Here is a 23,298-nt window from a genome sequence, read left to right as displayed (position 1 = left end):
TGGCAGGCTGTGCCCGTGCCTCCCGCCACCCGTCGACCCGCCTCCCGCGCCACCGTCGGTGTGCCCTGGGAGGCGGTCGAGCTGGCGCCTGTCCTCCTGGTCAGCGGCGCCGAGGGTCTGCTCGCCGACCGCGCGGTCGACCGGGTCGTCGCGCTCGCCCGTGCCGCCGACTCCGGGGTCGAGCTCACGCGGGTGGACGCGGCCGACTACACGGTCGGCACGCTCGGGGTGGTCACCAGCCCGTCCCTGTTCGCCGAGGACAAGGTCGTCGTGGTCGACGGGCTCGAGCGCGCCACCGACGAGCTGCTGAGCGACGTCACCGCGTATCTCGCGGCGCCCCCCTCCGACGTCGTGCTGGTCCTGCGCCACGCCGCGGGCCAACGAGGCAAGAAGCTCCTGGACACGCTCCGCGCCTCGGGCGTCCCGACGGTGGCGTGCGACGTGATCAAGTCGGACGGAGACAAGACCGCGTTCGTCACCGCAGAGCTGCGGCGGGCGGGTCGCCGGGCGGACGCCCAGGCGGTGCGCGCCCTCGTCGACGCGGTCGGCAGCGACCTGCGCGAGCTCGCCTCGTCGTGCGCCCAGCTGGTCGCGGACACCACCGGCCTGATCGGACCTGACGTGGTCGAGCGGTACTACGGCGGCCGCATCGAGGCGACCGGCTTCCGGGTGGCCGACGCCGCCGTCGCCGGGCAGACCGGGCAGGCCGTGTCGCTGCTCCGGCACGCGCTGGCCACCGGGGTGGATCCCGTCCCCGTCGTCGCGGCACTGGCGGCCAAGCTGCGGGTGCTGGCCAAGGTCGCGGCCGTGCGCGGCCGCGGCGCGGGCGCTCTTCGGGACCTCGGCCTCGCACCGTGGCAGACCGACCGGGCCCAGTCGGACCTGCGCCGGTGGACGCCGGAGGGGCTCGCCAGCGCCATCTCGGCCGTCGCGCAGGCGGATGCCGAGGTCAAGGGGGAGGGTCGCGACCCGCAGTTCGCCGTCGAACGGGCCGTCCTGCGCGTCGCGGGCGCGGTCGGGACCTGAGGATCCCGAGCTAGCCGGCCAGGGTGATCGCGGGGCCCAGCACGTCGCCCTGGAGCAGGTCGAAGCCCCACGCCCGGCACTCCTCGACGAGGGCGACGTCGGCCACGCGCTCGGCCACGAGCTTGGCACCGTGCCGACGCGCGAGCTGCACCAGCGCGGCACCCTGTCGGTGCACGTCGCGGCAGTCGATCTTCACGAAGTCCGCGTACGGCATCATCGCCACCTGGTCCGGCGCGGCCGAGAAGTCGTCGATCGCGATGCGGTACCCGCGTGCACGCAACCGCTGGAGACCGTCGAGCACGTCGTCGTCGGCGACCACGGACTCGACGACCTCGAGCACGAGCCGTCCGGCGTGGGCGGGGAGGGGGCGGTCGTCGACCAGGAACGAGCGGGTGACGTTCACGAAGGCGAACGAGGTGGCCACCGGAGGTCCGTCACCGAAGAGCACGTCGAGCACGGAGGCCGTGGCCACGTCCTGTCGGTCGGAGCGCCAGCGGTCGACCTGAGCGGGGAGCCCGTCACGGGATCGGTAGAGGAACTCGTTACCGAACAGCCGACCGTCCGCGGTCCAGATCGGTTGGCGTGCGATCGGGAGCCGAGAGGGGACGGCGGGGGAGACGACGGTCGCGGTCACACCGGATGAGAGCGAGGTGCAGCGGCTCTATGACGCCGTTCACCCGACCGGAGTAACGCATTGTGACGGGCTGAGTGACGGACGGACCGCACCACGGGCCTACAGGCTCACGCGGCGGGCGCCTGCGCGGTCGAGCACGCCGGCCCGCTCGAGCAGGTTGCCCTGGAACAGCGTGAAGCCGAGGTCCCGGGCGTGCCGGAGGGTGTCGGGGCTCTCCACGTACTCGGCGACCAGCAGCGCACCGTACGACCGGGCGAGGTGGACGACCGGCGGACCCTCGACGTCGAGGTCCCGCACGTCGATCTTGACGAAGTCGGCGTGGGGGAGCAGGCGACGCTGGTTCGGGTTGCTGACGAAGGCCGGGACCGCCACGCGGAAACCCTCTTCCCGCAGCCGCCGGATGCCGGACAGCACGGCGGAGTCGATGGTCACGGCGTCGTTGACCTCGATCACCAGGCGGTCGGGACGCCGCGGGATGGGCAGGTCGCCCACCAGGTAGGCCCTCGGGCACCGCACGAACAGCAGCCGCCCGTTGGCGACGTGCTCCAGGTCCGCCCGCCCGAAGGTGGCGCCGAACACGTGCGCCGTGGCTCGTTCGTGCTGGTGGGAGCTCCACGAGACGGCGGTCGCGGTGTGCTGGTCGGGCGAGCGGAACGACAGCTGGTAGGCGAACGGTCGGCCGTGCTCCGAGAAGATCCCCTGCCGCGCGACGAGCACCGGCTCGTGGGAGATCCGTTGCGACCACTCCTGCCGGAGGGCAAGAGGGATGGCGTCCTCCACCGCGGCTGCGAGGTGCGCGAGCCGCCCGTCGGCGTCGTCCGGTGTCATGGCATCTATGACACCACAACTTCCGCGCTGTGAACCGACGATGTGCGGGTGGAATTCTCGGGGTGTCGTCCCCTCGCTGTTCGGAGGGTCGTTCGAGGCCTGAACATTCACCCGATCAGGGAGCGACCGGTGGGTAGTGGGAGACACCGGCCATCCCACACGTCATCATGGGCACCACCCAACCGTCGTCCAGACAAGGAGCACCCCTCATGCCCAGACCGTTCAAGACCGCCCTCGTGGTCCTCGCGGTGATCGGGTCCCTCGCACTCGCACCGAGCCCGGCGATCGCCGATGGCCTCGGCGACGCCACCAACTCCGGAGGCGCCAGCGGCTGCTGCCGGACCGCGCCCAACTGACCCTCGCCCCGGTGCACAGCGGAGACACAGACTCGCCGTCTTCGCTGGGGGGTGGTGCAACCGGGGGACGTCACACATACAATGACTTTCCATGACCACGATTGCTGACCGGGTACGCGAGGCCCGGATCGCTGCTGGGTTGTCCCAGACCTCGCTCGCGGGGTCCGCGTTCTCCCCCAGCTACATCTCCCTGATCGAGGCGGGTCATCGTGAACCGACCGACTCCGCGCTCGCCGTGCTGGCTACACGCCTCGGCACGACCCTCGAATATCTGAAGCACGGCGAGGACGGCCCCAACGAGGCGCGCACGCGGCTCGAGATCGACTACGCCAAGCTGGACATGACCCAGGGCGACGCCGCCGGGGCCAGACGCCGGCTCGAGTCGCTCGACCTCGAGATCGTCTCGCCGGCCGTCCGGGTCGAGGCGCTGACCACCTTGGCGCACGCCTTCGAGGTGCTCGGCGACCTCGAGTCGTCGGTGGCGATCCTCGAGCCGCTCCTGGCGGACTCCCGGGCGCGCACGCATCACGTGGAGTCGGCGAAGCTGGCCAACGCGCTCGTGGCGTCGTACCTCGAGGCCGGTGACCTGCACCGCAGCGTCGAGGTCGGCGAGCGGACGCTCGACGAGCTGGAGGCGGCCGACCTCAGCGGGACCGACGAGCACCTGCGGCTGGCGTCGACGGTCCTGTGGGCGTACGTGGAGCGCGGTGATCTCCTCTACGCCACCCACCGCGCCGCCGAGCTGGTACGGCTCGCCGAGTCGCTGGGCACCCCCCGCGGCCGCGGCAGCGTCTACTGGAACGCGGCGCTCGTCGCCGAGCAGCGCCGCGACTACGAGCTCGCCCAGCGCTACACGGAGCGTGCCCTCGCCCTGCTGTCCGAGGGCGAGGCCGACCGCGACCTGCCTCGGCTCCGGCTCAACTACGCGTGGCTCCTGCTGCGCTCCGACCCGGTGGACCCGCGCGGTGCGCTGGACCAGATCGAGCGCGCGGCACCTGGGCTCGCAGTCCTGGGTTCCGAGCTCGACCTGTCCCGGACGGACGTCGAGCGGTCCCGTGCGCACCTGCTGCTGGGCGACATCGACTCGGCCGAGCGGTTCGCGGTCGCCGCTCTGGAGCGGCTGGGAGACCCGCCCCGCCTCGAGACGGCGTTCGCGCAGCTCTCGCGCGGCGACGCCCTGCACGCTCGGGGTGACGTCGTGGGTGCGGCGCGCGCGTACGAGTCGGCGGCGGACCTGCTCGGGATGATGTCCGCGTCCCGCCAGTCCGCGTCGGCGTGGCGCGACCTGGGCGACCGGTACGCGATGCACGGCGACAGCGCGGCAGCGGCGCAGGCGTACGACCGTGCGCTGCGCGAGGCAGGCTTCCGTCCCACGATCCCGCTCAGCACCTGGGAGACCTGGTCGCTGACCTGATCGAGGGTCGGAGAACAGCGAAGGCGTCACCCCGCAGGGGGGGTGACGCCTTCACTGTTGCTCGCGTTCACTGCTGCTCTGGGGCGCTGTCGCGACCCGGCCGGCGGTCAGGACAGGTCGACGACCAGTCCTGACCAGCTCAGCGGACGGTCAGAGCGAGCCGACCGACTTCGCCAGGGCCGACTTCTTGTTGGCGGCCTGGTTCTCGTGGATGACGCCCTTGGAGACGGCCTTGTCGAGCTTGCGCGACGCCTCGACGAGAGCCGTCGACGCTGCCTCCTTGTTGCCACCGGCGACGGCCTCGCGGACGCGACGGATGTGCGTCTTGAGCTCGGACTTCACCGCCTTGTTGCGCAGGCGCGCCTTCTCGTTGGTGGTGATGCGCTTGATCTGGGACTTGATGTTGGCCACGTGTGGACTCTCTTGTGTGCGTTCGCCGAAGCGATCTGACAGGTCTAGAGGGCGGCGCACAGCTCCGGGACTTGGGCGTGGGGATACCCGCGGAAAGGAACTGGGCTTGTGCCCGCCGACCCGGGCGGACACGCGAATCCCCATGTTAGCAGGCGGGAGGCCTGACGCCGAACTCGTGATCGGCCTCACCCGGCTGTCCCGCGGACACGCGCGGCTGCAACGAGGGCCGCTACGAGGACTGCTACGTGGACTGCGTCCGGCGCAGCTCCGCGGCCACCCGGTCGAACAGCGACCGCTCCACGATCGCGCCCTCGCGGCGAACCGCCGACGCGTCCAGCGTGAGCACGCGGTCGAGGCGGACCTCGCTCGGGCGTCGTCGCGAGTCCCACGCACCGGTGCCGATGTCCATCCAGACCCGTCCGTACCGCGCCTCCTGCGCCGCGTCGCGCGAGTGGTCCTTGCTCGTGAGCATCAGGCCCCGCAGCGTCGCCCCGTCGCGCCCGATGACCAGGACCGGGCGGTCCTTGCCCTTGCTCGGGTCCTCCTCGTACGGCACCCACGCCCAGACGATCTCGCCCGGGTCGGCGTCCCCGTCCAGGTGGGGTGCGTACTCGGGGCGGACGGAGCCGCGGGGGTCGGAGCGGGTGGCCGGCGCCGGGGACCGTGTGCGCGACGTCCCGGTGAGACCGGCGACGGCGTCCCGCAGCGCCCGGCGTACACGGGTCCAGCCGGAGGTGGTGGTCACGTCGACGACGCTACCCGTGCGGCCCGCAGGTGCGCGGGGCGAGCCTCGGCGGCGCGCCGCTGGTGCGTCACGAAACGCGGCGTTATCACCGGGCGGTTACTGTCCGGATCATGGCCGACCTGTTCGACGACTACCCGACCGGCACGGCGTGGGACGAGATGATCGACCCCGACGACGGCGGCTCCCGCGCGGCCTACAAGGGCCTGCATCGTGCGTTGGCGCAGCTGAGCGCCGGAGAGCTGCGCGCGCGCGCGGAGACGCTGGCGCGGTCGTACCTCGCGCAGGGCGTCACCTTCGACTTCGCGGGCGAGGAGCGGCCCTTCCCGCTGGACGTCGTGCCACGGGTGCTCGCGGGCGACGAGTGGGAGCACGTGGCGCCGGGCGTCGCACAGCGCGTGCGCGCCCTCGAGGCGTTCCTCGCGGACATCTACGGACCGCAGCGCGCCATCGCCGACGGGGTGATCCCGCGCAGCGTCGTCGTGTCGTCGACGAACTTCCTGCGAGCCGCGCGCGGCATCAACCCGCCGAACGGGGTCCGCGTGCACGTGTCCGGCATCGACCTGGTCCGGGACAGCCTCGGTGGCTGGCGCGTGCTGGAGGACAACGTGCGTGTGCCCAGCGGGGTCAGCTACGTGCTGTCGAACCGGCGGGCGATGGCCCAGACGTTCCCCGAGCTGTTCGCGGCGCTGCGGATCCGCCCGGTCGCCGACTACCCGCGCCGGCTGCTGGCCGCCCTGACGGCCGCCGCGCCGTCCGGGGTGGACGAGCCCACCGTCGTCGTGCTGACGCCCGGCGTCTTCAACAGCGCCTACTACGAGCACTCGCTGCTGGCCCGGATGATGGGGGTCGAGCTGGTGGAGGGCCGCGACCTGTTCTGCTCCGGGGGGCGCGTGTGGATGCGCACCACCCAGGGCAGGCGGCGCGTCGACGTCATCTACCGACGCGTCGACGACGACTACCTCGACCCGGTCGTCTTCCGGAACGACTCCTACCTCGGCAGCCCGGGGTTGATGACGTGCGCGCGCAACGGGACCGTGACGATCGCGAACGCCGTGGGCAACGGGGTGGCCGACGACAAGCTCGTCTACACCTACGTCCCGGACCTCATCCGGTACTACCTCAGCGAGCAGCCGATCCTGCGCAACGTCGACACCTGGCGGCTCGAGGAGCCGAACGCGCTCGAGGAGGTGCTGGACCGGCTCGACGAGCTCGTGGTCAAGCCGGTCGACGGTTCGGGCGGCAAGGGGCTGGTGGTGGGTCCGCGTGCCTCGGCAGCCGAGCTGGCCGCGCTCAGGGTCCGGCTCCGCGACGACCCGCGGGGGTGGATCGCGCAGCCCGTGGTGCAGCTCTCGACCCTGCCGACCCTGGTCGAGGACGGGCTCAAACCCCGGCACACCGACCTGCGGCCGTTCGCCGTGAACGACGGCGAGTCGGTGTTCGTGCTCCCGGGCGGCCTCACCCGGGTCGCGCTCCCCGAGGGCGAGCTCGTCGTCAACTCGTCGCAGGGCGGCGGCTCCAAGGACACGTGGGTGCTCGGTGGCGCGGTCCCGCGCCGGGCGGTGCGCCGCGAGTCCGACCTCCCGCAGTCCGTCGCGCAGGACTCGGCGGTCCCCATCGACTCCAACCCCAACGACGTGCGCGCCCAGGTGATGCAGCAGCAGCAGGGCCGGACGTCCACCGCAGGAGGTGTGCCGTGCTGAGCCGGATCGCGGAGTCGCTGTTCTGGATCGGACGGTACGTCGAGCGCGCGGACGACACCGCCCGCCTGCTCGACGTGCACGTGCAGATCCTGCTCGAGGACCCCTGGGCGGAGGAGGACCTGGCCTGCCGGTCGCTGCTGTCCGTGATGGACCGGGAACCGCCGCCGGCGCACGTGGAGGTCGGCCGGGAGTACGTGCTCGACATGCTGGCGTACGACCGGTTCGCGCCGTCGTCGATCGCGGGATCGCTGGTGTCGGCGCGCGAGAACGCCCGCCGTGCCCGGGAGATCATCTCGACCGAGCTCTGGGAGTGCCTCAACGCCACCTGGAACCAGCTGCCGTCCCACATGCGGCCGGCACGCCCGCACGACTACTTCACCTGGGTGCGTGAACGCGCGGCCATCGTCGCCGGGATCATGGACTCGGCCACGTCGCGCGACGACACGTGGAACTTCATGGTGCTGGGCCGGTCGATCGAGCGGGCGGACATGACCGCGCGCCTGCTGACCACGCGCGCGCTCGCCGGCTCCGCGGGGCCCAGCTGGACCACGCTGCTGCGCTCCTGCGGCGCCCACGAGGCGTTCCTGCGGATGTACCGCGGTGCCGCGTCCGACGAGCGCGCCGCCGGGTTCCTGCTGACCGACCGGCTGTTCCCCCGCTCGATCGTGTTCGCGCTCAACCAGGCGGAGGCGTGCCTGGCCAACCTGGAGGGGACGTCGGACCGGGCGGCGGTCGACGACGCACGGCGGCACATCGGCCACGTCCGCACCAACCTCGAGTACCGCCCGCTGATCGAGGTGCTGGACGCGCTGCCCAAGGAGATGGAACGCGTGCAGCGGGCCTGCTCGGCGGCCTCGGACGCGATCCGCGGCCGATACTTCCCGAGCGCGTCCTCGACCAACTGGGTGGGAGAAGCACTGTGAGCCGGCTGCGGGTGGTGCACACGTCGACGTTCCGGTACGGCAGCGCGGTGCTGGCGTCGTACAACGAGGCGCGGATGACGCCGCTGTCGCAGCAGGGGCAGACGGTGCTGGAGACCAAGATCGACGTGCAGCCGCACACGGGCTGGTTCGAGTACCGCGACTACTGGGGGAGCGCCGTCACGGCGTTCGAGGTGCTGACGCCGCACGAGTCGATGGTCGTCACCGCGGAGCACCTGGTCGAGGTGGCCGAGCGGGGTCCGCTGCGCAGCCCGGTCGGCTGGGACACGCTGCGGAGCGCCGAGCTGCGCGACCGGCTGGCCGAGTTCCTCTCGGACACGCGGACGACGGCGCCCCCCGAGGACGTGATCGAGATCGCGCGACGGGTGGCGGGGGACCTGGAGCCCGCCGAGGCGGCCTTGGCGGTGTCCGCTGCGCTGCGCGACCAGATGGAGTACATCCCGGGGGTCACCACGGTGCACACCCCCGCGACGGAGGCGTGGACCGCGCGGGCGGGGGTGTGCCAGGACATCGCGCACCTGGTCGCCGGCGCCCTGCGGTCCATCGGCATCCCGGCCCGGTACGTGTCGGGGTACCTGCACCCGGATTCGGCAGCCCCGGTGGGGTCGACCGTGCTCGGCGACTCGCACGCCTGGGTCGAGTGGTGGGTGGGCGAGTGGTTCGCCTTCGACGTGACCAACCGCGTGATCGCCGGGGACCATCACGTGGTCCTCGCGCGCGGCCGGTCGTACGACGACGTGCCGCCCCTGCGGGGGATCTACGCCGGTGCAGGCACGCAGGACGCCGAGGTCCAGGTGCAGATCACGCGCGAGGCCTGACGGTCAGGGCGTCAGCCGGCGGCTGAGCGCGTCGTCCAGCGCGGCGGCGACGCCGTCGAGCGTCAGGCGCGGGTCGTCGGGTGTGGCACGTCCCCACAGCAGCAGCGCGAGAGCGTCGGCCGGTCCGGTCACGGTGGCGGCCGGGTGCGTGGTCCCCCCGAGCAGCCACGTGCGCCCGGGGTCCTGCGCGACGAGCTCGATCGGTGCGGCGAGCGGCTCCATCCGGCCCATGCGCTCCTGACGCGGCTGCATCACGGTCACGACCTCGTCCACGGTGTCCGCCCAGAGCCACGGCGGCACCGTCAGGTCCAGACCGCCCGCGGTGCGCAGGTCCCACAGGTGGACCAGGGTCTCGTGCGTCTGGCGGCGGTGCCAGAACGACGCTGGCCCGTTGCCGACCAGCGTCCACGCCTCGGCGTCCGGGCCGAGCTCCGCCAGGGTGTCCCGCAGCTCGGCGGCACAGGTGGCGTAGAGGTCCTCGAGCACGAACGGGCCGCGCCCCAGGGGCGCCTCCTGCCTCCGACGCGCCTGCCCCGCCGCCCAGTGGTGGATCCTGGACAGGTGGACGACGAGGTCCTTGACCCGCCAGCGGCCGCACCACGGCACGCGGGTGGCGGGGTCGACCTGGGGGATCGTCGCCAGGAAGTCGTCCTGCAACCCGCCGAGCACCTCGAGCAGGTCGGGAGAGCTGCGGGTCGTCGTCATGGGACCATGGTGGGACCGACCACCGACAGCCGACAGGCTGGCACCGGTCACCGTCCGTCGGGAAGGCGCCACACGCGCGCGCCGCCCGACTCCAGCGCCAGGAGCAGTCCGCTTGTCCCCGATCCCGAGTGCAGTCCCCGCGTCGCGCATCCAGCCCGCCGCGACGGCGCCCGAGCTGCTGCGCAACTTCTGCATCATCGCGCACATCGACCACGGCAAGTCCACGCTGGCCGACCGCATGCTCCAGCTGACCGGCGTCGTCGACTCCCGGGCCATGCGCGCGCAGTACCTGGACCGGATGGACATCGAGCGCGAGCGCGGCATCACCATCAAGTCGCAGGCCGTGCGGATGCCCTGGGGCGTCGGCGAGGACGCGTTCGCGCTCAACATGATCGACACCCCCGGCCACGTCGACTTCACCTACGAGGTGTCCCGGTCGCTGGCCGCGTGCGAGGGCGCCGTGCTGCTGGTCGACGCCGCGCAGGGGATCGAGGCCCAGACGCTGGCCAACCTGTACCTGGCGCTCGAGAACGACCTGACGATCATCCCGGTGCTGAACAAGATCGACCTGCCGGCCGCGCAGCCCGAGCGGTACGCCGAGGAGCTGGCCCGCCTCATCGGCGGCGAGCCCGAGGACTGCCTGCGGGTGTCCGGCAAGACCGGCGCGGGCGTCGTCGAGCTGCTGGACCGCATCGTCGAGCTGGTCCCGCCGCCCACCGGGGACGCGAACGCCCCGGCCCGCGCGATGATCTTCGACTCGGTGTACGACACCTACCGCGGGGTCGTCACGTACGTCCGGGTGATCGACGGCAACCTGAACCCGCGCGAGAAGATCGTCATGATGTCGACGCGCGCCACGCACGAGCTGCTCGAGATCGGCGTCATCTCGCCGGAGCCGGTGCCCACCAAGGGCCTGGGCGTCGGCGAGGTGGGCTACCTGATCACCGGCGTGAAGGACGTCCGCCAGTCGAAGGTCGGCGACACGGTGACCAACGCGAGCAAGCCCGCCGCGACGGCGCTCGGTGGCTACTCCGACCCCAAGCCGATGGTGTTCTCCGGGCTCTACCCGATCGACGGGACGGACTACCCGATCCTGCGCGACGCGCTGGACAAGCTGAAGCTCAACGACGCCGCGCTCAACTACGAGCCCGAGACGTCCGTCGCGCTCGGGTTCGGCTTCCGCGTCGGCTTCCTCGGCCTCCTGCACCTGGAGATCGTGCGCGAGCGCCTGGAGCGCGAGTTCGACCTGGACCTCATCTCGACCGCGCCGAACGTCGTCTACGAGGTCACGCTCGAGGACAAGAGCGTGGTCGTCGTCACGAACCCCAGCGAGTTCCCCGCCGGCAAGATCGGCGACGTGAACGAGCCGATGGTCAAGGCGACGATCCTGTCCCCGGCCGAGTTCATCGGCGCGATCATGGAGCTCTGCCAGACCAAGCGCGGCGAGCTCCAGGGGATGGACTACCTCTCCGAGGACCGGGTCGAGCTGCGGTACGTCCTGCCCATGGCGGAGATCGTGTTCGACTTCTTCGACCAGCTGAAGTCCAAGACGCGCGGGTACGCCAGCCTCGACTACGAGCGCATCGGCGACCAGGTGGCGGACCTGGTGAAGGTCGACATCCTGCTCCAGGGCGAGACGGTCGACGCGTTCAGCGCGATCGTGCACAAGGACAAGGCCTACGCGTACGGCGTGATGATGACGGCCAAGCTCAAGGACCTCATCCCGCGCCAGCAGTTCGAGGTGCCCATCCAGGCCGCCATCGGCGCCCGGATCATCGCGCGCGAGACCATCCGGGCCATCCGCAAGGACGTCCTGGCCAAGTGCTACGGCGGCGACATCACGCGCAAGCGCAAGCTCCTGGAGAAGCAGAAGGAGGGCAAGAAGCGCATGAAGACGATCGGCCGGGTCGACGTGCCGCAGGAAGCCTTCATCGCCGCGCTGTCCAGCGAGCCCGCGGGGTCTGCCGGCGGCAAGGACGCGAAGAAGAAGTGAGCCCGGCGCTCCCCGAGGGAGACGTCGCGCCCGACGACGGGGCACTGCCGGCGTCGGCGTTCGAGGGTTCCGACGAGCGGGCGTTCGCCGTCTACCTGCACGTGCCCTTCTGCACCGTGCGCTGCGGGTACTGCGACTTCAACACCTATACCGCGACCGAGCTGGGCGGCGGTGCGAGCCAGCATGCGTACGCGGACACGGCCCTGAAGGAGATCGCGCTCGCGTCGGCGATCCTGCCGCCCCGGCCGGTGAGCACCGTGTTCGTCGGCGGCGGCACGCCCACCGTCCTGTCGGTCCCGGACCTCGCGCGCATGCTCGGCGGCGTCCGGGACGCGTGGGGGTTCGCCGACGACGTCGAGGTCACCACCGAGGCCAACCCGGACTCGGTCACGCCGGAGTCGCTCGCCGCCCTGGCCGGCGCCGGGTTCACGCGCGTGTCCTTCGGGATGCAGTCCGCCGTGCCGCACGTGCTGGCCACGCTCGACCGCACCCACGATCCTCGTCGGATCCCCGACGTCGTGCGCTGGGCGAAGGACGCCGGCCTGGCGGTCTCGCTCGACCTGATCTACGGCACGCCGGGGGAGTCCCTCGACGACTGGCGCACCAGCGTCGAGGCAGCGCTCGCGACCGGCGTCGACCACGTGTCCGCGTACGCGCTCGTGGTCGAGGCGGGCACGCGCATGGCCGTGCAGGTGCGCCGCGGCGAGCTCGAGCTGCCCGACGGCGACGACCAGGCCGCCAAGTACGAGCTGGCCGACGACCTGCTCGAGGCCGCCGGCCTGCGCTGGTACGAGGTGAGCAACTGGGCGCGGACACCCGCCGACGCCTGCCGGCACAACCTGTCCTACTGGCGCGGCGACGACTGGTGGGGCGTCGGCCCCGGCGCGCACAGCCACGTCGGAGGTGTGCGCTGGTGGAACGTCAAGCACCCGCGCGCGTACGCCGACCGGCTGGACCGCGGCCTGAGCCCCGCCGCCGGTCGGGAGACCGTCACGGGCGACGGCGCGGTGCTGGAGCGCCTGATGCTCGGCGTCCGGCTCGCCGCCGGGCTGCCGCTGGATGCCCTGCCGACGGACGCACGCCCGTCCGTGGCGGGGCTCGTCGCCGACGGGCTGGTCGACGGGCACGAGGCGGTCGGGGGGCGACGGCTGGTCCTCACGCGGCGCGGCCGGCTGCTCGCGGACGCGGTGGTCCGCACGCTCGCGGGCTGACCTGCTCCGACTTTCGGCGGACGAGGGTCCCACCCTCGACGGTGCCGGGCCGCGACGGTGCGCACGACGATGCACGCATGACGTTGCCTCCACCGGCGCGTGCGCGGGGCCGGCTCCTGGCGCTGCTGCTGCTCGTCGTGTCCCCGGTGTGCGCCGAGTACCTGCAGGCCTACGACCCGGCGAGCACGGGTGATGCGGCCGCCCTGCTCGGTGGGCTGCTGGTGCTCGCGCCGCTGTACGGCGCCCCGGCGCTGCTGATCCGCGAGACCGCGGTCCGTGCGCGGCTGCACTGGACCGGCATCCTCGCGCTCGCCGGGGCGTTCGGGGTGCTGCAGGCCGGGGTGATCGACCAGTCGCTGTTCGCCACCAGCTACCTCGGCTACGACGACTGGGACGAGCAGCTGCGACCCACGCTCGTCGCACCGCTCGGGTTCGGCGCCGCGTCGGCGCTGAACTTCCTGGTCGGTCACGTGGTCTGGAGCTTCGCGGCGCCCATCGCGCTCGTCGAGGGCCTCGACGTGCTCGGACCGCGGCGACCGTGGCTGCGCGCACCGGGGCTCGTCGCGGCGGCCGTGCTCTACGCCGCCGCTGCGCTGCTGATCTGGTCCGACGTCCGCGGTTCGGGCAGCGACCAGGCCTCGGTGCCGCAGCTGGTCGGCGCGCTCGCGGTCGCTGCCGCTCTCGTCGTCGTCGCGGTGACGTTCGGTCGTCGGACGCTGCCCGCCCCGACGGGATCGCGCGTGCCCCGCCCGGCCGCGGTGCTCGGCATGGCGTTCGTGGCGGCCGCCGGCTACTCCCTGGTGCCGCCGACCTGGCTCGGTGTCGCGGTGGGTGTGGCGATCCTGACGCTGACCGCCGTCGTCGTCACCCGCTGGTCCCGGTCGCAGGACTGGGACCGGCGGCGGGTGGCCGCGGTCGCGGGCGGGGCCGTGGTCGTGCGCGCCCTGGTGGGCTTCGCGTCGGTGAGCGAGATGACGCCCAGGCCGCCGGGCGGGTTCGCGCAGAACGCCGTGCTGCTCGCGCTGGCCGTCGCCCTCGTGCTGGCCGCGCTCCGCGGTGGACGGGTTAGCGGACCAGCTCGAGGCTGAACGGGTACCGGTAGGAGCCGCCGCGCTGGACAGCGAGTGCCGCCAGGATGCTCAGGACCAGGCTGATGATGCTCAGAGCGATGATGCCCAGCCAGCCGACCACGCCGATCACGGGGATCGACTGCACGACCCGGCAGATGACCAGACCGATCAGGACGGTGAGCTGGAAGTTGAGCGCCACCCGGGCCTCCGTCGCCGCGGGGCCGCCCTTGTCGCGGTGGACCAGCCAGATGACCAGGGCGGGGATCCAGCCGGCCCACACGTAGGCGAGGATGCCGCCGAGGTGCGCCAGCATCGCCCACGTGCGGTCCTGGTCGGCTCCGCTCGGGGGCGGGCTCTGGTGGGGCTCGTACGACATCGTGGCGCACTCCTCGTCGGTGGTCGTCGGCGTGACGGCACGCGCAGCCTACCGACGCGCGCACCCCTGCGCCGGGCCGTCTCCCGACTCGCCGACGTGCCCGGAAGGCCGGGTTCCTTGACATGCGCCCTCCGGCCCCGGTTCGCTGACGGCCTGGGCGACGATCGCCCTGTGACCAGGGAGGCCACGCATGAGCGAGAACCCCGGCGGTACCCCGCCGCGCGACGACGAGCCCGCGAAGGCGGCTGAGCCTGTCGAGCCGCCGACCGCGCCGGACCCCGTCGCGCCGGCCGTGCCCGACCCGGCTCCCGCGGCTCCGCCCGTGCCGCCGGCCCCGCCTGTCCCGCCGGCTCCGCCCGCGCCGGCCTACGGTCAGCCCCCCGCAGCGCCCCCGGCACCGGCCTACGGCCAGCCGCCCGCCGGCTACCCGCCGCAGTCGTCGCCGTACGGCCAGCCCGCGCCGGGCAGCTACCCGCCTCCGCCGCCTCCCGGCGGCTACGGCCCGCCGGCTCCCGGCGCCTACCCGGCACCCGCCGGCGGCTACGGGGCACCGGTCCAGGCGTCGCCCATCGGCGAGGCCTACTCCTACGGCTGGAAGAAGTTCACGCAGTCGGGTGGCCTGTTCATCCTGGCCGCGCTGGTGTGGTTCGTCGCGTTCATCATCGTGCTGTCCATCGTCGGCGCCATCTTCGGCGGCTTCGGTGCGCTGTTCTACCCGGACGGCGACATGTCCGCGGGACTTCAGCTCGGGTTCTCGCTGGGGACCTTCGTGTTCTCCGCCGTGGCCGCGATCGCCGGCTACCTCATCCAGGCGGCCTTCATCCGGGCGGCGCTGGACGTCACCGAGGGGCGGCAGCTCAGCTTCGGCGACTTCTTCAAGATCGTCGAGCCGGGACCGGTGATCCTCACCGCGCTGATCCTCGCGCTGGTGAACGCGGTGCTCAACGTCGTCCCGTTCTTCGGCGGGCTGATCGCGCTGGCGGTGAACTTCCTGCTGCTGTTCACCTTCTGGTTCGTCATCGACAAGCACCTGGCGCCGATCGACGCCATGAAGGCCAGCTACCAGCTGGTCACGGCCAACCTGTCGACGACCATCCTGTTCTACCTGCTCAGCATCGCGATCTTCATCGGCGGCGCGATCCTGTGCGGCATCGGCCTGCTGGTCGCGGTGCCGGTGGTGCTGCTCGCGACGGCGTTCCTGTTCAAGCGGCTGCTCGGGGACCCCATCGCGGCCTGAGCACTCGTGAGCACGGTGCCCGGTCGGCCTCTGGTCGGCCGGGCACCGTCATGCCGTGACGAAGTCGATGAGCTCCTCGACGCGGCCCAGCAGGCTCGGCTCCAGGTCGGCGTAGCTGCGCACCGAGCGCAGGATGCGCTGCCAGGCACGGGCCACGTCCGCCTGCTCGTCGGCGGGCCAGCCGAGCTCGCGCAGGATGCCGTGCTTCCACTCTGTGCCGCGCTCGATGACGGGCCACGCGGACAGCCCGATGCGCTCGGGGCGCACCGCCTGCCACACGTCGACGTACGGGTGCCCGAGCACCAGGACCGATCCGGCGGGTACGCCCCGGACCGCCGCGGCGGCGATGCGGCTCTCCTTCGACCCGGTCACCAGGTGGTCGACCAGCACGCCGACGCGCCGCCCCGGGCCGGGCGCGAAGTCCCGCAGCGCGTCCTCGAGGTTGTCGACGCCGTCCAGCAGCTCGACGACGACTCCTTCGAGCCGCAGGTCGTCGCCCCACACCTTCTCCACCAGCTCGGCGTCGTGCTTGCCCTCGACCCAGATCCGGCTGCCGCGGGCCACGCGGGCGCGCGCGTCGTGCACGGCGACCGAGCCGGAGGCCGTGCGCGTGGGCCTGGCCGGCGCGGGGGCGCGGACCGGGGCGGTCAGCGCCACGGGCTCGCCGTCGAGCCAGAAGCCGCGGCCCAGCGGGAACGTCCGGGTGCGGCCACGCCGGTCCTCGAGGACGACGACGTGCTGGCCGCCCGACTTCTCGACCCGCACGACGGCACCGACCCACCCCGTGGTGACCTCCTCGACGACGAGGCCGGTCTCTGCGGGCTGCGGGCGGCTGGTGCGGGCGGGCCGGTGGTGCGTCGAGCCGGAGCCCCCGAGCACGTCCGAGCCGTATCGGTCCTCGTTCACCCGGGCAGCCTAGGGGGCGCGGTCGCGCCGTCACCGGACGCCGCCCCGTGAGTGTCGCGGCCCCGGCGTAGCATTGGCACTCCTGTGCGGGGAGTGCTACCCCGCGGACTGCTCGAGCGACGGCGGAGGAGGCGACATGAGCGAGGACCGACGGCTGGACGTGCTGCGCGCGATCGTCGAGGACTACGTCGCCACCAAGGAGCCGGTGGGCTCGCGCGCGCTCGTCGAGCGACACTCCCTGGGCGTCTCGCCCGCGACCATCCGCAACGACATGGCCGCGCTCGAGGAGGGCGGGTACATCGCCCAGCCGCACACCTCGGCCGGTCGGGTGCCGACGGACAAGGGCTACCGGCTGTTCGTCGACCAGCTGTCGACCGTCAAGCCGCTGTCCAGCCCCGAGCGCCGGGCCATCGGAACCTTCCTGGAGAACGCGCAGGACCTGGACGACGTCGTGGACCGCGCGGTGCGCCTCATCGCCCAGCTGACGCACCAGGTCGCCGTGGTGCAGTACCCGTCGCTGCGGCGCTCGGCGCTGCGGCACGTCGAGCTCGTGCCGGTCGGCCACCGACACCTGCTGGTGGTCCTCATCACCGACACCGGCCGGGTGGAGCAGCGCACGCTGGAGCTGGGCGCGGACCTGGACGAGACCGTCGTGGCGCGGCTGCGGTCGCGCCTGAACGTCAGCGCCGCCGGGCGGCGGCTGTCCGAGCTGCCGGTCGCGCTGGGCGAGCTGACCGACGCCTTCGCACCCGCGGACCAGGTGCTGGTCAACGCGGTGGTCGCGGTGCTCGAGGAGACGCTGGCGCAGGAGTCCGAGGAGCGGGTGGTGCTGGCGGGCACGGCCAACCTCGCGCGCGTCGGCAGCTCGGACGTCCGCGCCATCGGCCCCGTCCTCGAGGCGCTCGAGGAGCAGGTGGTGCTCCTGCGGCTGCTCTCCGAGATGGCGGAGGACTCCGCGACCGTGGCGGTGCGCATCGGCCGCGAGACCCAGCACGACGGGCTGTTCGAGACGAGCTTCGTGACCACCGGGTACGGCGACGAGGGTGGTGGGTCGGTGGCGCGCATCGGCTCGATCGGACCGCTGCGGATGGACTATCCCGGCACCATGTCCGCGGTCCGCGCCGTGGCCCGCTACCTGACGCGCATCCTCGCCCAATGACCCGCCCGACGACCTGTCCTGACACCTGCCCAGAGACACCTGGAAGCGAGCAGACCCTGCTGTGACCGACTACTACGAGATCCTCGGCGTGCCGCGTGACGCGACGCCGGAGCAGATCAAGAAGGCCTACCGCAAGCTCGCCCGCGAGCACCACCCTGACGTCGCGGGCGACGGCGCCGGCTCCGAGGACACGTTCAAGGACGTCTCGCGCGCCTACGACGTGCTCGGCAACCCGGAGAAGCGCCGCGCCTACGACCTCGGCGGCGACCCGTCCTCGCCCGGCGGCGGCATGGGCGGCGGGTTCGGCTTCCAGGACATCTTCGAGACGTTCTTCGGCGCCGCCACGGGCGCGGCGGCACAACGGGGACCGATCCCGCGCGCCCGCCGTGGCCAGGACGCCCTCGTGCGCCTCGACCTCGACCTCGCCGAGGTCACGTTCGGCGTGCACCGCGAGGTGCCGGTGGACACCGCGGTCGTCTGCCCGACGTGCAGCGGATCGTGCTGCCGCCCCGGCACGTCGCCGCGCACGTGCGAGGTCTGCGGTGGCCGAGGCTCGGTGCAGCGCGTCGCGCGCTCGTTCCTGGGCCAGGTCATGACCACCCAGCCCTGCGCGGCGTGCCACGGCTTCGGCACCGTCATCCCCGAGCCGTGCACCGAGTGCTCCGGTGAGGGCCGCGTCCGTTCGCGCCGCACCCTGGCCGTGGACGTGCCCGCGGGCGTCGACACCGGCACCCGGATCAAGCTCACCGGTCAGGGCGAGGTCGGTCCCGCCGGCGGTCCGGCCGGAGACGTCTACCTCGAGGTGCGCGAGCGCAAGCACGACACGTTCGTGCGGCGCGGCGACGACCTGCACGCGACGCTCGAGGTCCCCATGACCGCGGCTGCCCTGGGCACCGTGCTCACCCTGGACACCCTGGACGGCCCGCAGGAGGTCGACCTGCGTCCCGGCACGCAGCCCTCCCAGATCGTCTCGCTCAAGGGCCTGGGCGTCGGTCACCTGCACGCCCCCGGCCGCGGCGACCTGCACGTCCACGTCGAGGTGCAGGTTCCCACCGCGATGGACGACGAGCAGGCCGAGCTGCTGCGCCGGCTGGCCACCCTGCGGGGCGAGGAGCGCCCGGAGGCACGCCTCGCGGCCTCCAGCTCCGGCGTGTTCGCCAAGCTGCGCGACAAGCTCTCCGGTCGGTGAGCGTGACGGCGACGGCCGCGTCATGAGCGCGCCCGTCTTCCTGGCCGAGCCCGGCACGCTGGACGCCGTGGCTGAGGGCGGCACCTACCTGCTGGACGGCACCGAGGGCCGCCACGCCGGGGTCGTGCAGCGGCGCGGCCCGGGCGAGCGGGTCGACGTCGTCGACGGCGCCGGCGTGCGGCTCGTCGGGACGGTCGGTGCGGTGACGTCCGACGGGGTGCTCGTGCAGGTGCAGCGTCGTGTCGTCGAACCCGATCCGCCCGTCGCGCTGGTGCTCGTCCAGGCCCTGGCCAAGGGAGACCGGGACGAGATGGCGATCGAGGCGGCCACCGAGGTCGGGGTCGACGTGGTGGTGCCGTGGCAGGCCGAGCGGTCGATCGTGGTGTGGCGCGGCGAGCGTGCGGCGAAGAGCCGGGCCCGCTGGCTGGGCACGGTCCGGGCGGCGGCGAAGCAGTCGCGCCGGGCGCGGGTGCCCGACGTGGAGGTCGCACTCGACGGGCGCGGACTGGTCGACCGGGTCAGCGCGGTCGTCGCGGCCGGCGGCGTCGTGCTGGTGCTGCACGAGGAAGCCACCGAGCCGATCGCCGCGACGTCGCTCCCGGACACCGGCGAGTGCCTGGTGGTCGTGGGTCCCGAAGGAGGCATCGGCGACGGGGAGCTGGGCCGTCTGGTGGAGGCCGGCGCGCGGGCGGTGCGCCTCGGTCCGCACGTGCTGCGGACGTCGACCGCCGGTCCGGTCGCCGTGGCCCTGCTGGCGGAGCGGCTCGGGCGCTGGAGCTGATCCACCCGCTGCGCGGAATCCCGTGGGCGCAGCCTCGTAGACTGAGCAGGCACACCCGTCCTTGAGGGCATCTGAGCGAAGGAGCGCACGGCGCACGCCGAGCACATGGTCGAGTCCACATCCGCAGCGCGCACCTCCGGCGCACCCGCGCGCGTCGAGCACCGGATCAGCGTCCCCTCCGAGGTCTCGATGGTCGAGCTGCTGGGACTTCGCGACGAGGTCCTGCGCACCATCGAGTCCGGGTTCACCGCTGTCGACATCCACGTGCGCGGCAACGAGGTGCGCCTCGCCGGCCCGGTCGGTGACGTTGCCCTGGTGTCGCGCCTGGTCGACGAGCTGGTCGAGATGGCGGCGGGCGGCACCCCGCTGACCCCCGACGTCGTGACGCGCTCGGTCGCCATGCTGACGGCCGCGTCGGCCGCCCGCCCGGCGGACGTCCTGTCGTTCAACATCCTCACCGGCCGCGGCCGGACCATCCGCGCCAAGACCTCGGGCCAGAAGGACTACGTCGACGCCATCGACCGGCACACCGTGACGTTCGGCATCGGGCCTGCGGGCACCGGCAAGACGTACCTGGCCATGGCCAAGGCCGTGCAGGCCCTCCAGGACCGCAAGGTCCAGCGGATCGTGCTCACGCGGCCCGCCGTCGAGGCGGGGGAGCGGCTCGGGTTCCTGCCCGGCAGCCTCTCCGACAAGATCGACCCGTACCTGCGCCCCCTGTACGACGCGCTGCACGACATGGTGGACGCCGAGTCCATCCCGCGGCTGATGGAGGCGGGGACCATCGAGGTGGCCCCGCTGGCGTACATGCGCGGGCGCACGCTGAACGACGCGTTCATCATCCTCGACGAGGCGCAGAACACGTCGGTCGAGCAGATGAAGATGTTCCTCACGCGGCTCGGCTTCGGCTCCAAGGTCGTGGTCACCGGGGACATCACGCAGGTCGACCTGCCGTCCTCGCAGACGTCCGGGCTGCGGGTGGTCGAGCAGATCCTGGCGGGCGTGGACGACGTGTCGTTCTGCCGGCTGACCTCGTCCGACGTGGTCCGGCACCGCCTGGTCAGCGACATCATCGACGCGTACGCGCGCTGGGACAGGAGCTGAGGCGGCCGTGAGCGTCGAGGTCAACAACGAGTCCGGGTACGAGGTCGACGAGGCGGAGTTCGCCGCGCTCGCCCGCTACGTGCTCGACGAGATGCACGTGCACCCGCAGACCGACGTGTCGATCCTGCTGGTCGGGACCGACGTGATGACGGACCTGCACGTCAAGTGGATGGACGAGCCCGGCCCCACGGACGTGCTCTCGTTCCCCATGGACGAGCTGCGGCCGGGGCGCGAGGGTGACCCGACCCCCGCCGGACTGCTGGGTGACGTGGTGCTCTGCCCCGAGGTCGCAGCACAGCAGGCGCGCACGGCGGGCCACTCGACGGCGGAGGAGCTGCTGCTCCTGACCACGCACGGGATCCTGCACCTGCTCGGCTACGACCACGCGGAGCCGGAGGAGGAGAAGGAGATGTTCGCCCTCCAGCGTCGGCTGCTGCTGACGTTCCTGGCGTCCCGATGACGGACATCCCCGTCGCTCTCCTGATCCTCGTCGCGGTGCTGGGCATCGTGAGCGCGGCCGTGCTGTCCGCGGGCGAGGTGGCCGTGATGCGCATCTCGCGCGCCGCCGTGACCGAGCTCCTGGCAGACCGGCACCCCGCCGCCCACCGGGTGCGCGCCCTGGCCGAGCACCCCGCGCGGGTGGCCTCCGCGGCGGCGTTCGTCCGCCTGGTGGCCGAGATGACCGCGACCGTCTGCCTCACGCTGGTCGTCGCGTCGGCGGGTCTCGCGTGGTGGGCCGTCCTGCTGGTGACCGTCGCGGTCTCCGGCGTCATCGCGTTCCTGCTGGTCCGAGCCAGCCCGCGCACGTTCGGCCGCCGGCACCCGGTCACCGCGCTCACCTCGCTGTCGCGCATCCTGGTGGCGGTGACCGCGGTGGCCGGTCGGCTCGGTGCGGTCGGTCGCCCCGCCGCCGGGTCCGCCGAGGAGGACGAGGACGAGCTGCGGGACATGGTGCAGCGCGTGAGCGAGTCGGACGTGATCGAGGACGAGGAGCGGGAGATGTTCCGCTCGGTGCTGGAGCTCGGAGACACGCTCACCCGCGAGGTCATGGTGCCCCGGACGGACATGGTGACGGCCTCCGAGGACACACCGCTGCGCAAGGCCCTCGCGCTCCTGCTGCGCTCCGGCTACTCGCGCGTTCCCCTGGTGGGCGACTCCGTGGACGACCTGCGCGGCGTGCTCTACCTCAAGGACGTCGTCGGCCGCCTGCCGATCGGACCCGCGGGCGGGTCGGACCGGCGCGAGCAGGAGGCGATGCTGAACGCCCCGGCCTCGTCCCTTGCGCGCCCGGCGGTCTTCGTGCCCGAGTCGAAGCCGGTCGACGAGCTGCTGCGCGAGCTCCAGGACGGGACCTCGCACATGGCGATGGTGGTCGACGAGTACGGCGGCATCGCCGGCCTGGTCACCATCGAGGACGCCCTCGAGGAGATCGTCGGCGAGCTGACCGACGAGCACGACCCCACGGCACCCGTCGTCGAGGACCTGGGCGACGGGGTGTTCCGCGTCCCCGCCCGGCTCGGCAGGGACGAGCTGGGCGAGCTGTTCGGCCTGGAGGTGGACGACGAGGACGTCGACACCGCGGGCGGGCTGCTGGCCAAGGCGCTCGGCAAGGTGCCGCTGCCCGGCTCCGCCGGCGACATCCACGGACTGCACCTCGTCGCCGAGCGGGTCGAGGGCCGGCGTCGTCGCCTCGCTACCGTCCTGGTCAGCATGGTCGACGCCGACACCCCCGCCTCGAACGACACCACCCACGGAGCCTCCCGATGACGACCACCTCCCACACGTTCCGGTCAGGGTTCGCCTGCTTCGTCGGGCGGCCCAACGCCGGCAAGTCGACGCTGACCAACGCACTGGTCGGGCAGAAGGTCGCCATCACGTCCGGGCGACCGCAGACCACGCGGCACACCGTCCGCGGCATCGTGCACCGGCCCGACGCGCAGCTGATCCTGGTCGACACCCCCGGCCTGCACCGGCCGCGCACGCTCCTGGGCGAGCGGCTGAACGCCCTGGTCAAGGACACGCTCACCGAGGTCGACGTGGTCGGGTTCTGCCTGCCCGCCGACCAGCGGGTGGGGCCGGGGGACCGGTTCATCGCCGAGCAGATGAGCGAGCTGGCCCGCGACGGCCGCGGGACGCCCGTGATCGCCGTGGTCACCAAGGCGGACCTCGTCGGCAAGGGGAAGCTGGCCGAGCACCTGATGGCCGTGCAGGGGCTGGGGGAGTGGGCCGACATCGTGCCCGTCTCGGCGACCTCGGGCTACAACGTGGACGTGCTGGAGAACGTGCTGATCGGGCACCTGCCGGAGGGCACCCCGCTGTACGCGGAGGGCGAGCTGACCGACGAGCCCGAGGCAGTCATGGTCGCGGAGCTGGTCCGGGAGGCCGCGCTCGAGGGGGTCCGGGACGAGCTGCCGCACTCGCTCGCGGTGGTCGTCGACGAGATCGTGGCGCGCGCCGAGCCGGCCGCGAACGGCGTGCCGATGCTGGACGTGCGCGTGCACCTGTTCGTGGAGCGGGACAGCCAGAAGGCCATCATCATCGGCAAGGGCGGGGCGCGGCTGCGCGACGTCGGCAGCCAGGCGCGCCGCGGGATCGAGGCCCTGCTCGGCGCCCGGGTGTACCTGGACCTGCACGTCAAGGTGGCCAAGGACTGGCAGCGCGACCCCAAGCAGCTCGGCAAGCTGGGCTTCTGAG

Annotated in this window: 24 protein-coding genes; 17 read left to right on the top strand and 7 right to left on the bottom strand. The window is 72.7% G+C overall.

Features of this window, described 5'->3' with window-relative positions:
* The first annotated feature begins 15 nt into the window (after positions 1-15).
* Entirely contained in the window at positions 16-1,026 is a 1,011-nt protein-coding gene (gene holA / locus HP550_RS05630; RefSeq protein WP_175346610.1) for a DNA polymerase III subunit delta, read from the top strand.
* Positions 1,027-1,036: 10 nt separating this feature from the next.
* Here holA and HP550_RS22925 read toward each other — a convergent pair whose 3' ends face one another.
* The gene (locus HP550_RS22925) at positions 1,037-1,660 is read right to left on the bottom strand and encodes an EAL domain-containing protein (protein WP_175346609.1); all 624 of its coding nucleotides are present in this window, start codon (positions 1,658-1,660) and stop codon (positions 1,037-1,039) included.
* Between the two features lie 99 nt (positions 1,661-1,759).
* Positions 1,760-2,488, bottom strand: coding sequence for an EAL domain-containing protein (locus tag HP550_RS05620; protein ID WP_175346608.1), 729 nt, complete (start codon positions 2,486-2,488; stop codon positions 1,760-1,762).
* A gap of 209 nt (positions 2,489-2,697) precedes the next feature.
* Here HP550_RS05620 and HP550_RS05615 point away from each other — a divergent pair, with 209 nt between their 5' ends.
* Together HP550_RS05615 and HP550_RS05610 are read left to right on the top strand one after the other, a co-directional pair.
* Positions 2,698-2,844 carry a hypothetical protein gene (locus tag HP550_RS05615; protein ID WP_175346607.1) on the top strand — a complete coding sequence of 49 codons (147 nt, stop codon included), beginning with the start codon at positions 2,698-2,700 and terminating at the stop codon, positions 2,842-2,844.
* A gap of 91 nt (positions 2,845-2,935) precedes the next feature.
* Positions 2,936-4,258, top strand: coding sequence for a helix-turn-helix domain-containing protein (locus HP550_RS05610; RefSeq protein WP_175346606.1), 1,323 nt, complete (start codon positions 2,936-2,938; stop codon positions 4,256-4,258).
* Positions 4,259-4,408: 150 nt separating this feature from the next.
* Here HP550_RS05610 and rpsT read toward each other — a convergent pair whose 3' ends face one another.
* Both rpsT and HP550_RS05600 read right to left on the bottom strand, forming a co-directional pair.
* Complete coding sequence (gene rpsT / locus HP550_RS21920) at positions 4,409-4,669, bottom strand: 30S ribosomal protein S20 (protein WP_175346605.1); 261 nt, start codon at positions 4,667-4,669, stop codon at positions 4,409-4,411.
* A gap of 241 nt (positions 4,670-4,910) precedes the next feature.
* Positions 4,911-5,414 carry a type II toxin-antitoxin system PemK/MazF family toxin gene (locus tag HP550_RS05600; protein ID WP_175346604.1) on the bottom strand — a complete coding sequence of 168 codons (504 nt, stop codon included), beginning with the start codon at positions 5,412-5,414 and terminating at the stop codon, positions 4,911-4,913.
* A gap of 110 nt (positions 5,415-5,524) precedes the next feature.
* On the opposite strand from HP550_RS05600, the gene HP550_RS05595 reads away from it, so the two are divergent.
* Genes HP550_RS05595 through HP550_RS05585 form a run of 3 tightly spaced genes read left to right on the top strand, consistent with a single transcriptional unit; the run spans position 5,525 to position 8,873 of the window.
* A complete protein-coding gene (locus tag HP550_RS05595) occupies positions 5,525-7,114 on the top strand; it encodes a circularly permuted type 2 ATP-grasp protein (RefSeq protein WP_175346603.1) in 1,590 nt (529 codons plus the stop codon).
* Positions 7,108-8,037, top strand: a complete 930-nt coding sequence (locus HP550_RS05590; protein WP_175346602.1) for an alpha-E domain-containing protein — start codon at positions 7,108-7,110, stop codon at positions 8,035-8,037. Before HP550_RS05595 ends, HP550_RS05590 begins: the two co-directional genes overlap by 7 nt.
* Entirely contained in the window at positions 8,034-8,873 is an 840-nt protein-coding gene (locus tag HP550_RS05585) for a transglutaminase domain-containing protein (protein WP_175346601.1), read from the top strand. The genes HP550_RS05590 and HP550_RS05585 overlap by 4 nt, the downstream gene beginning before the upstream one ends.
* A gap of 3 nt (positions 8,874-8,876) precedes the next feature.
* Here HP550_RS05585 and HP550_RS05580 read toward each other — a convergent pair whose 3' ends face one another.
* Positions 8,877-9,578 (bottom strand): maleylpyruvate isomerase family mycothiol-dependent enzyme, encoded by a 702-nt coding sequence (locus HP550_RS05580; protein ID WP_175346600.1) that lies wholly within the window; start codon positions 9,576-9,578, stop codon positions 8,877-8,879.
* A gap of 112 nt (positions 9,579-9,690) precedes the next feature.
* Between HP550_RS05580 and lepA the strand changes: the two genes are divergently transcribed.
* From lepA to HP550_RS05565, 3 genes are all read left to right on the top strand, one after another.
* Entirely contained in the window at positions 9,691-11,571 is a 1,881-nt protein-coding gene (gene lepA, locus HP550_RS05575) for a translation elongation factor 4 (protein ID WP_281362136.1), read from the top strand.
* Positions 11,568-12,782: a radical SAM family heme chaperone HemW gene (gene hemW / locus HP550_RS05570; protein ID WP_175346599.1), complete on the top strand. Its 1,215-nt coding sequence runs from the start codon at positions 11,568-11,570 to the stop codon at positions 12,780-12,782. Before lepA ends, hemW begins: the two co-directional genes overlap by 4 nt.
* Positions 12,783-12,859: 77 nt before the next feature.
* Positions 12,860-13,870 carry a hypothetical protein gene (locus tag HP550_RS05565; protein WP_175346598.1) on the top strand — a complete coding sequence of 337 codons (1,011 nt, stop codon included), beginning with the start codon at positions 12,860-12,862 and terminating at the stop codon, positions 13,868-13,870.
* Here HP550_RS05565 and HP550_RS05560 read toward each other — a convergent pair.
* Complete coding sequence (locus tag HP550_RS05560; protein WP_175346597.1) at positions 13,848-14,228, bottom strand: DUF4870 domain-containing protein; 381 nt, start codon at positions 14,226-14,228, stop codon at positions 13,848-13,850. The two genes, HP550_RS05565 and HP550_RS05560, sit on opposite strands and share 23 nt — an antisense overlap.
* A 190-nt stretch (positions 14,229-14,418) precedes the next feature.
* On the opposite strand from HP550_RS05560, the gene HP550_RS05555 reads away from it, so the two are divergent.
* Complete coding sequence (locus HP550_RS05555; RefSeq protein ID WP_175346596.1) at positions 14,419-15,465, top strand: hypothetical protein; 1,047 nt, start codon at positions 14,419-14,421, stop codon at positions 15,463-15,465.
* Between the two features lie 48 nt (positions 15,466-15,513).
* Here the strand turns inward: HP550_RS05555 and HP550_RS05550 are convergent, their stop codons facing one another.
* The gene (locus tag HP550_RS05550) at positions 15,514-16,371 is read right to left on the bottom strand and encodes a DUF3097 family protein (protein WP_175346595.1); all 858 of its coding nucleotides are present in this window, start codon (positions 16,369-16,371) and stop codon (positions 15,514-15,516) included.
* Between the two features lie 136 nt (positions 16,372-16,507).
* Here HP550_RS05550 and hrcA point away from each other — a divergent pair, with 136 nt between their 5' ends.
* From hrcA to era, 7 genes are all read left to right on the top strand, one after another.
* Positions 16,508-17,530 carry a heat-inducible transcriptional repressor HrcA gene (gene hrcA, locus HP550_RS05545; protein WP_175346594.1) on the top strand — a complete coding sequence of 341 codons (1,023 nt, stop codon included), beginning with the start codon at positions 16,508-16,510 and terminating at the stop codon, positions 17,528-17,530.
* A gap of 61 nt (positions 17,531-17,591) precedes the next feature.
* Positions 17,592-18,719, top strand: a complete 1,128-nt coding sequence (dnaJ, locus tag HP550_RS05540; protein ID WP_175346593.1) for a molecular chaperone DnaJ — start codon at positions 17,592-17,594, stop codon at positions 18,717-18,719.
* 22 nt (positions 18,720-18,741) lie between these two features.
* A complete protein-coding gene (locus tag HP550_RS05535) occupies positions 18,742-19,500 on the top strand; it encodes a 16S rRNA (uracil(1498)-N(3))-methyltransferase (RefSeq protein WP_175346592.1) in 759 nt (252 codons plus the stop codon).
* A 105-nt stretch (positions 19,501-19,605) separates the two neighbouring features.
* Entirely contained in the window at positions 19,606-20,604 is a 999-nt protein-coding gene (locus HP550_RS05530; RefSeq protein WP_175346591.1) for a PhoH family protein, read from the top strand.
* Positions 20,605-20,611: 7 nt separating this feature from the next.
* Complete coding sequence (gene ybeY, locus HP550_RS05525) at positions 20,612-21,064, top strand: rRNA maturation RNase YbeY (protein WP_175346590.1); 453 nt, start codon at positions 20,612-20,614, stop codon at positions 21,062-21,064.
* A complete protein-coding gene (locus HP550_RS05520) occupies positions 21,061-22,371 on the top strand; it encodes a hemolysin family protein (RefSeq protein ID WP_175346589.1) in 1,311 nt (436 codons plus the stop codon). The genes ybeY and HP550_RS05520 overlap by 4 nt, the downstream gene beginning before the upstream one ends.
* A complete protein-coding gene (era, locus tag HP550_RS05515) occupies positions 22,368-23,297 on the top strand; it encodes a GTPase Era (protein WP_175346588.1) in 930 nt (309 codons plus the stop codon). Before HP550_RS05520 ends, era begins: the two co-directional genes overlap by 4 nt.
* Position 23,298: the final 1 nt, after the last annotated feature.

It is taken from the genome of Cellulomonas humilata (genome assembly GCF_013359775.1).
Lineage (GTDB): Bacteria > Actinomycetota > Actinomycetes > Actinomycetales > Cellulomonadaceae > Cellulomonas > Cellulomonas humilata.
Note: the sequence above shows the minus strand (reverse complement) of the source record. Positions and strands in the feature narration are given on the sequence as shown.

Bases quoted from the DNA above. Each gene is read 5' to 3' on its own strand.
- HP550_RS05580 (WP_175346600.1), bottom strand. From the start codon at position 9,578: ATGACGACGACCCGCAGCTCTCCCGACCTGCTCGAGGTGCTCGGCGGG.
- HP550_RS05555 (WP_175346596.1), top strand. From the start codon at position 14,419: ATGAGCGAGAACCCCGGCGGTACCCCGCCGCGCGACGACGAGCCCGCG.
- HP550_RS05530 (WP_175346591.1), top strand. From the start codon at position 19,606: ATGGTCGAGTCCACATCCGCAGCGCGCACCTCCGGCGCACCCGCGCGC.
- HP550_RS05565 (WP_175346598.1), top strand. From the start codon at position 12,860: ATGACGTTGCCTCCACCGGCGCGTGCGCGGGGCCGGCTCCTGGCGCTG.
- HP550_RS05520 (WP_175346589.1), top strand. From the start codon at position 21,061: ATGACGGACATCCCCGTCGCTCTCCTGATCCTCGTCGCGGTGCTGGGC.
- era (WP_175346588.1), top strand. From the start codon at position 22,368: ATGACGACCACCTCCCACACGTTCCGGTCAGGGTTCGCCTGCTTCGTC.
- HP550_RS05560 (WP_175346597.1), bottom strand. From the start codon at position 14,228: ATGTCGTACGAGCCCCACCAGAGCCCGCCCCCGAGCGGAGCCGACCAG.
- HP550_RS05595 (WP_175346603.1), top strand. From the start codon at position 5,525: ATGGCCGACCTGTTCGACGACTACCCGACCGGCACGGCGTGGGACGAG.
- HP550_RS05620 (WP_175346608.1), bottom strand. From the start codon at position 2,488: ATGACACCGGACGACGCCGACGGGCGGCTCGCGCACCTCGCAGCCGCG.
- hrcA (WP_175346594.1), top strand. From the start codon at position 16,508: ATGAGCGAGGACCGACGGCTGGACGTGCTGCGCGCGATCGTCGAGGAC.
- HP550_RS05610 (WP_175346606.1), top strand. From the start codon at position 2,936: ATGACCACGATTGCTGACCGGGTACGCGAGGCCCGGATCGCTGCTGGG.
- HP550_RS05615 (WP_175346607.1), top strand. From the start codon at position 2,698: ATGCCCAGACCGTTCAAGACCGCCCTCGTGGTCCTCGCGGTGATCGGG.
- HP550_RS05535 (WP_175346592.1), top strand. From the start codon at position 18,742: ATGAGCGCGCCCGTCTTCCTGGCCGAGCCCGGCACGCTGGACGCCGTG.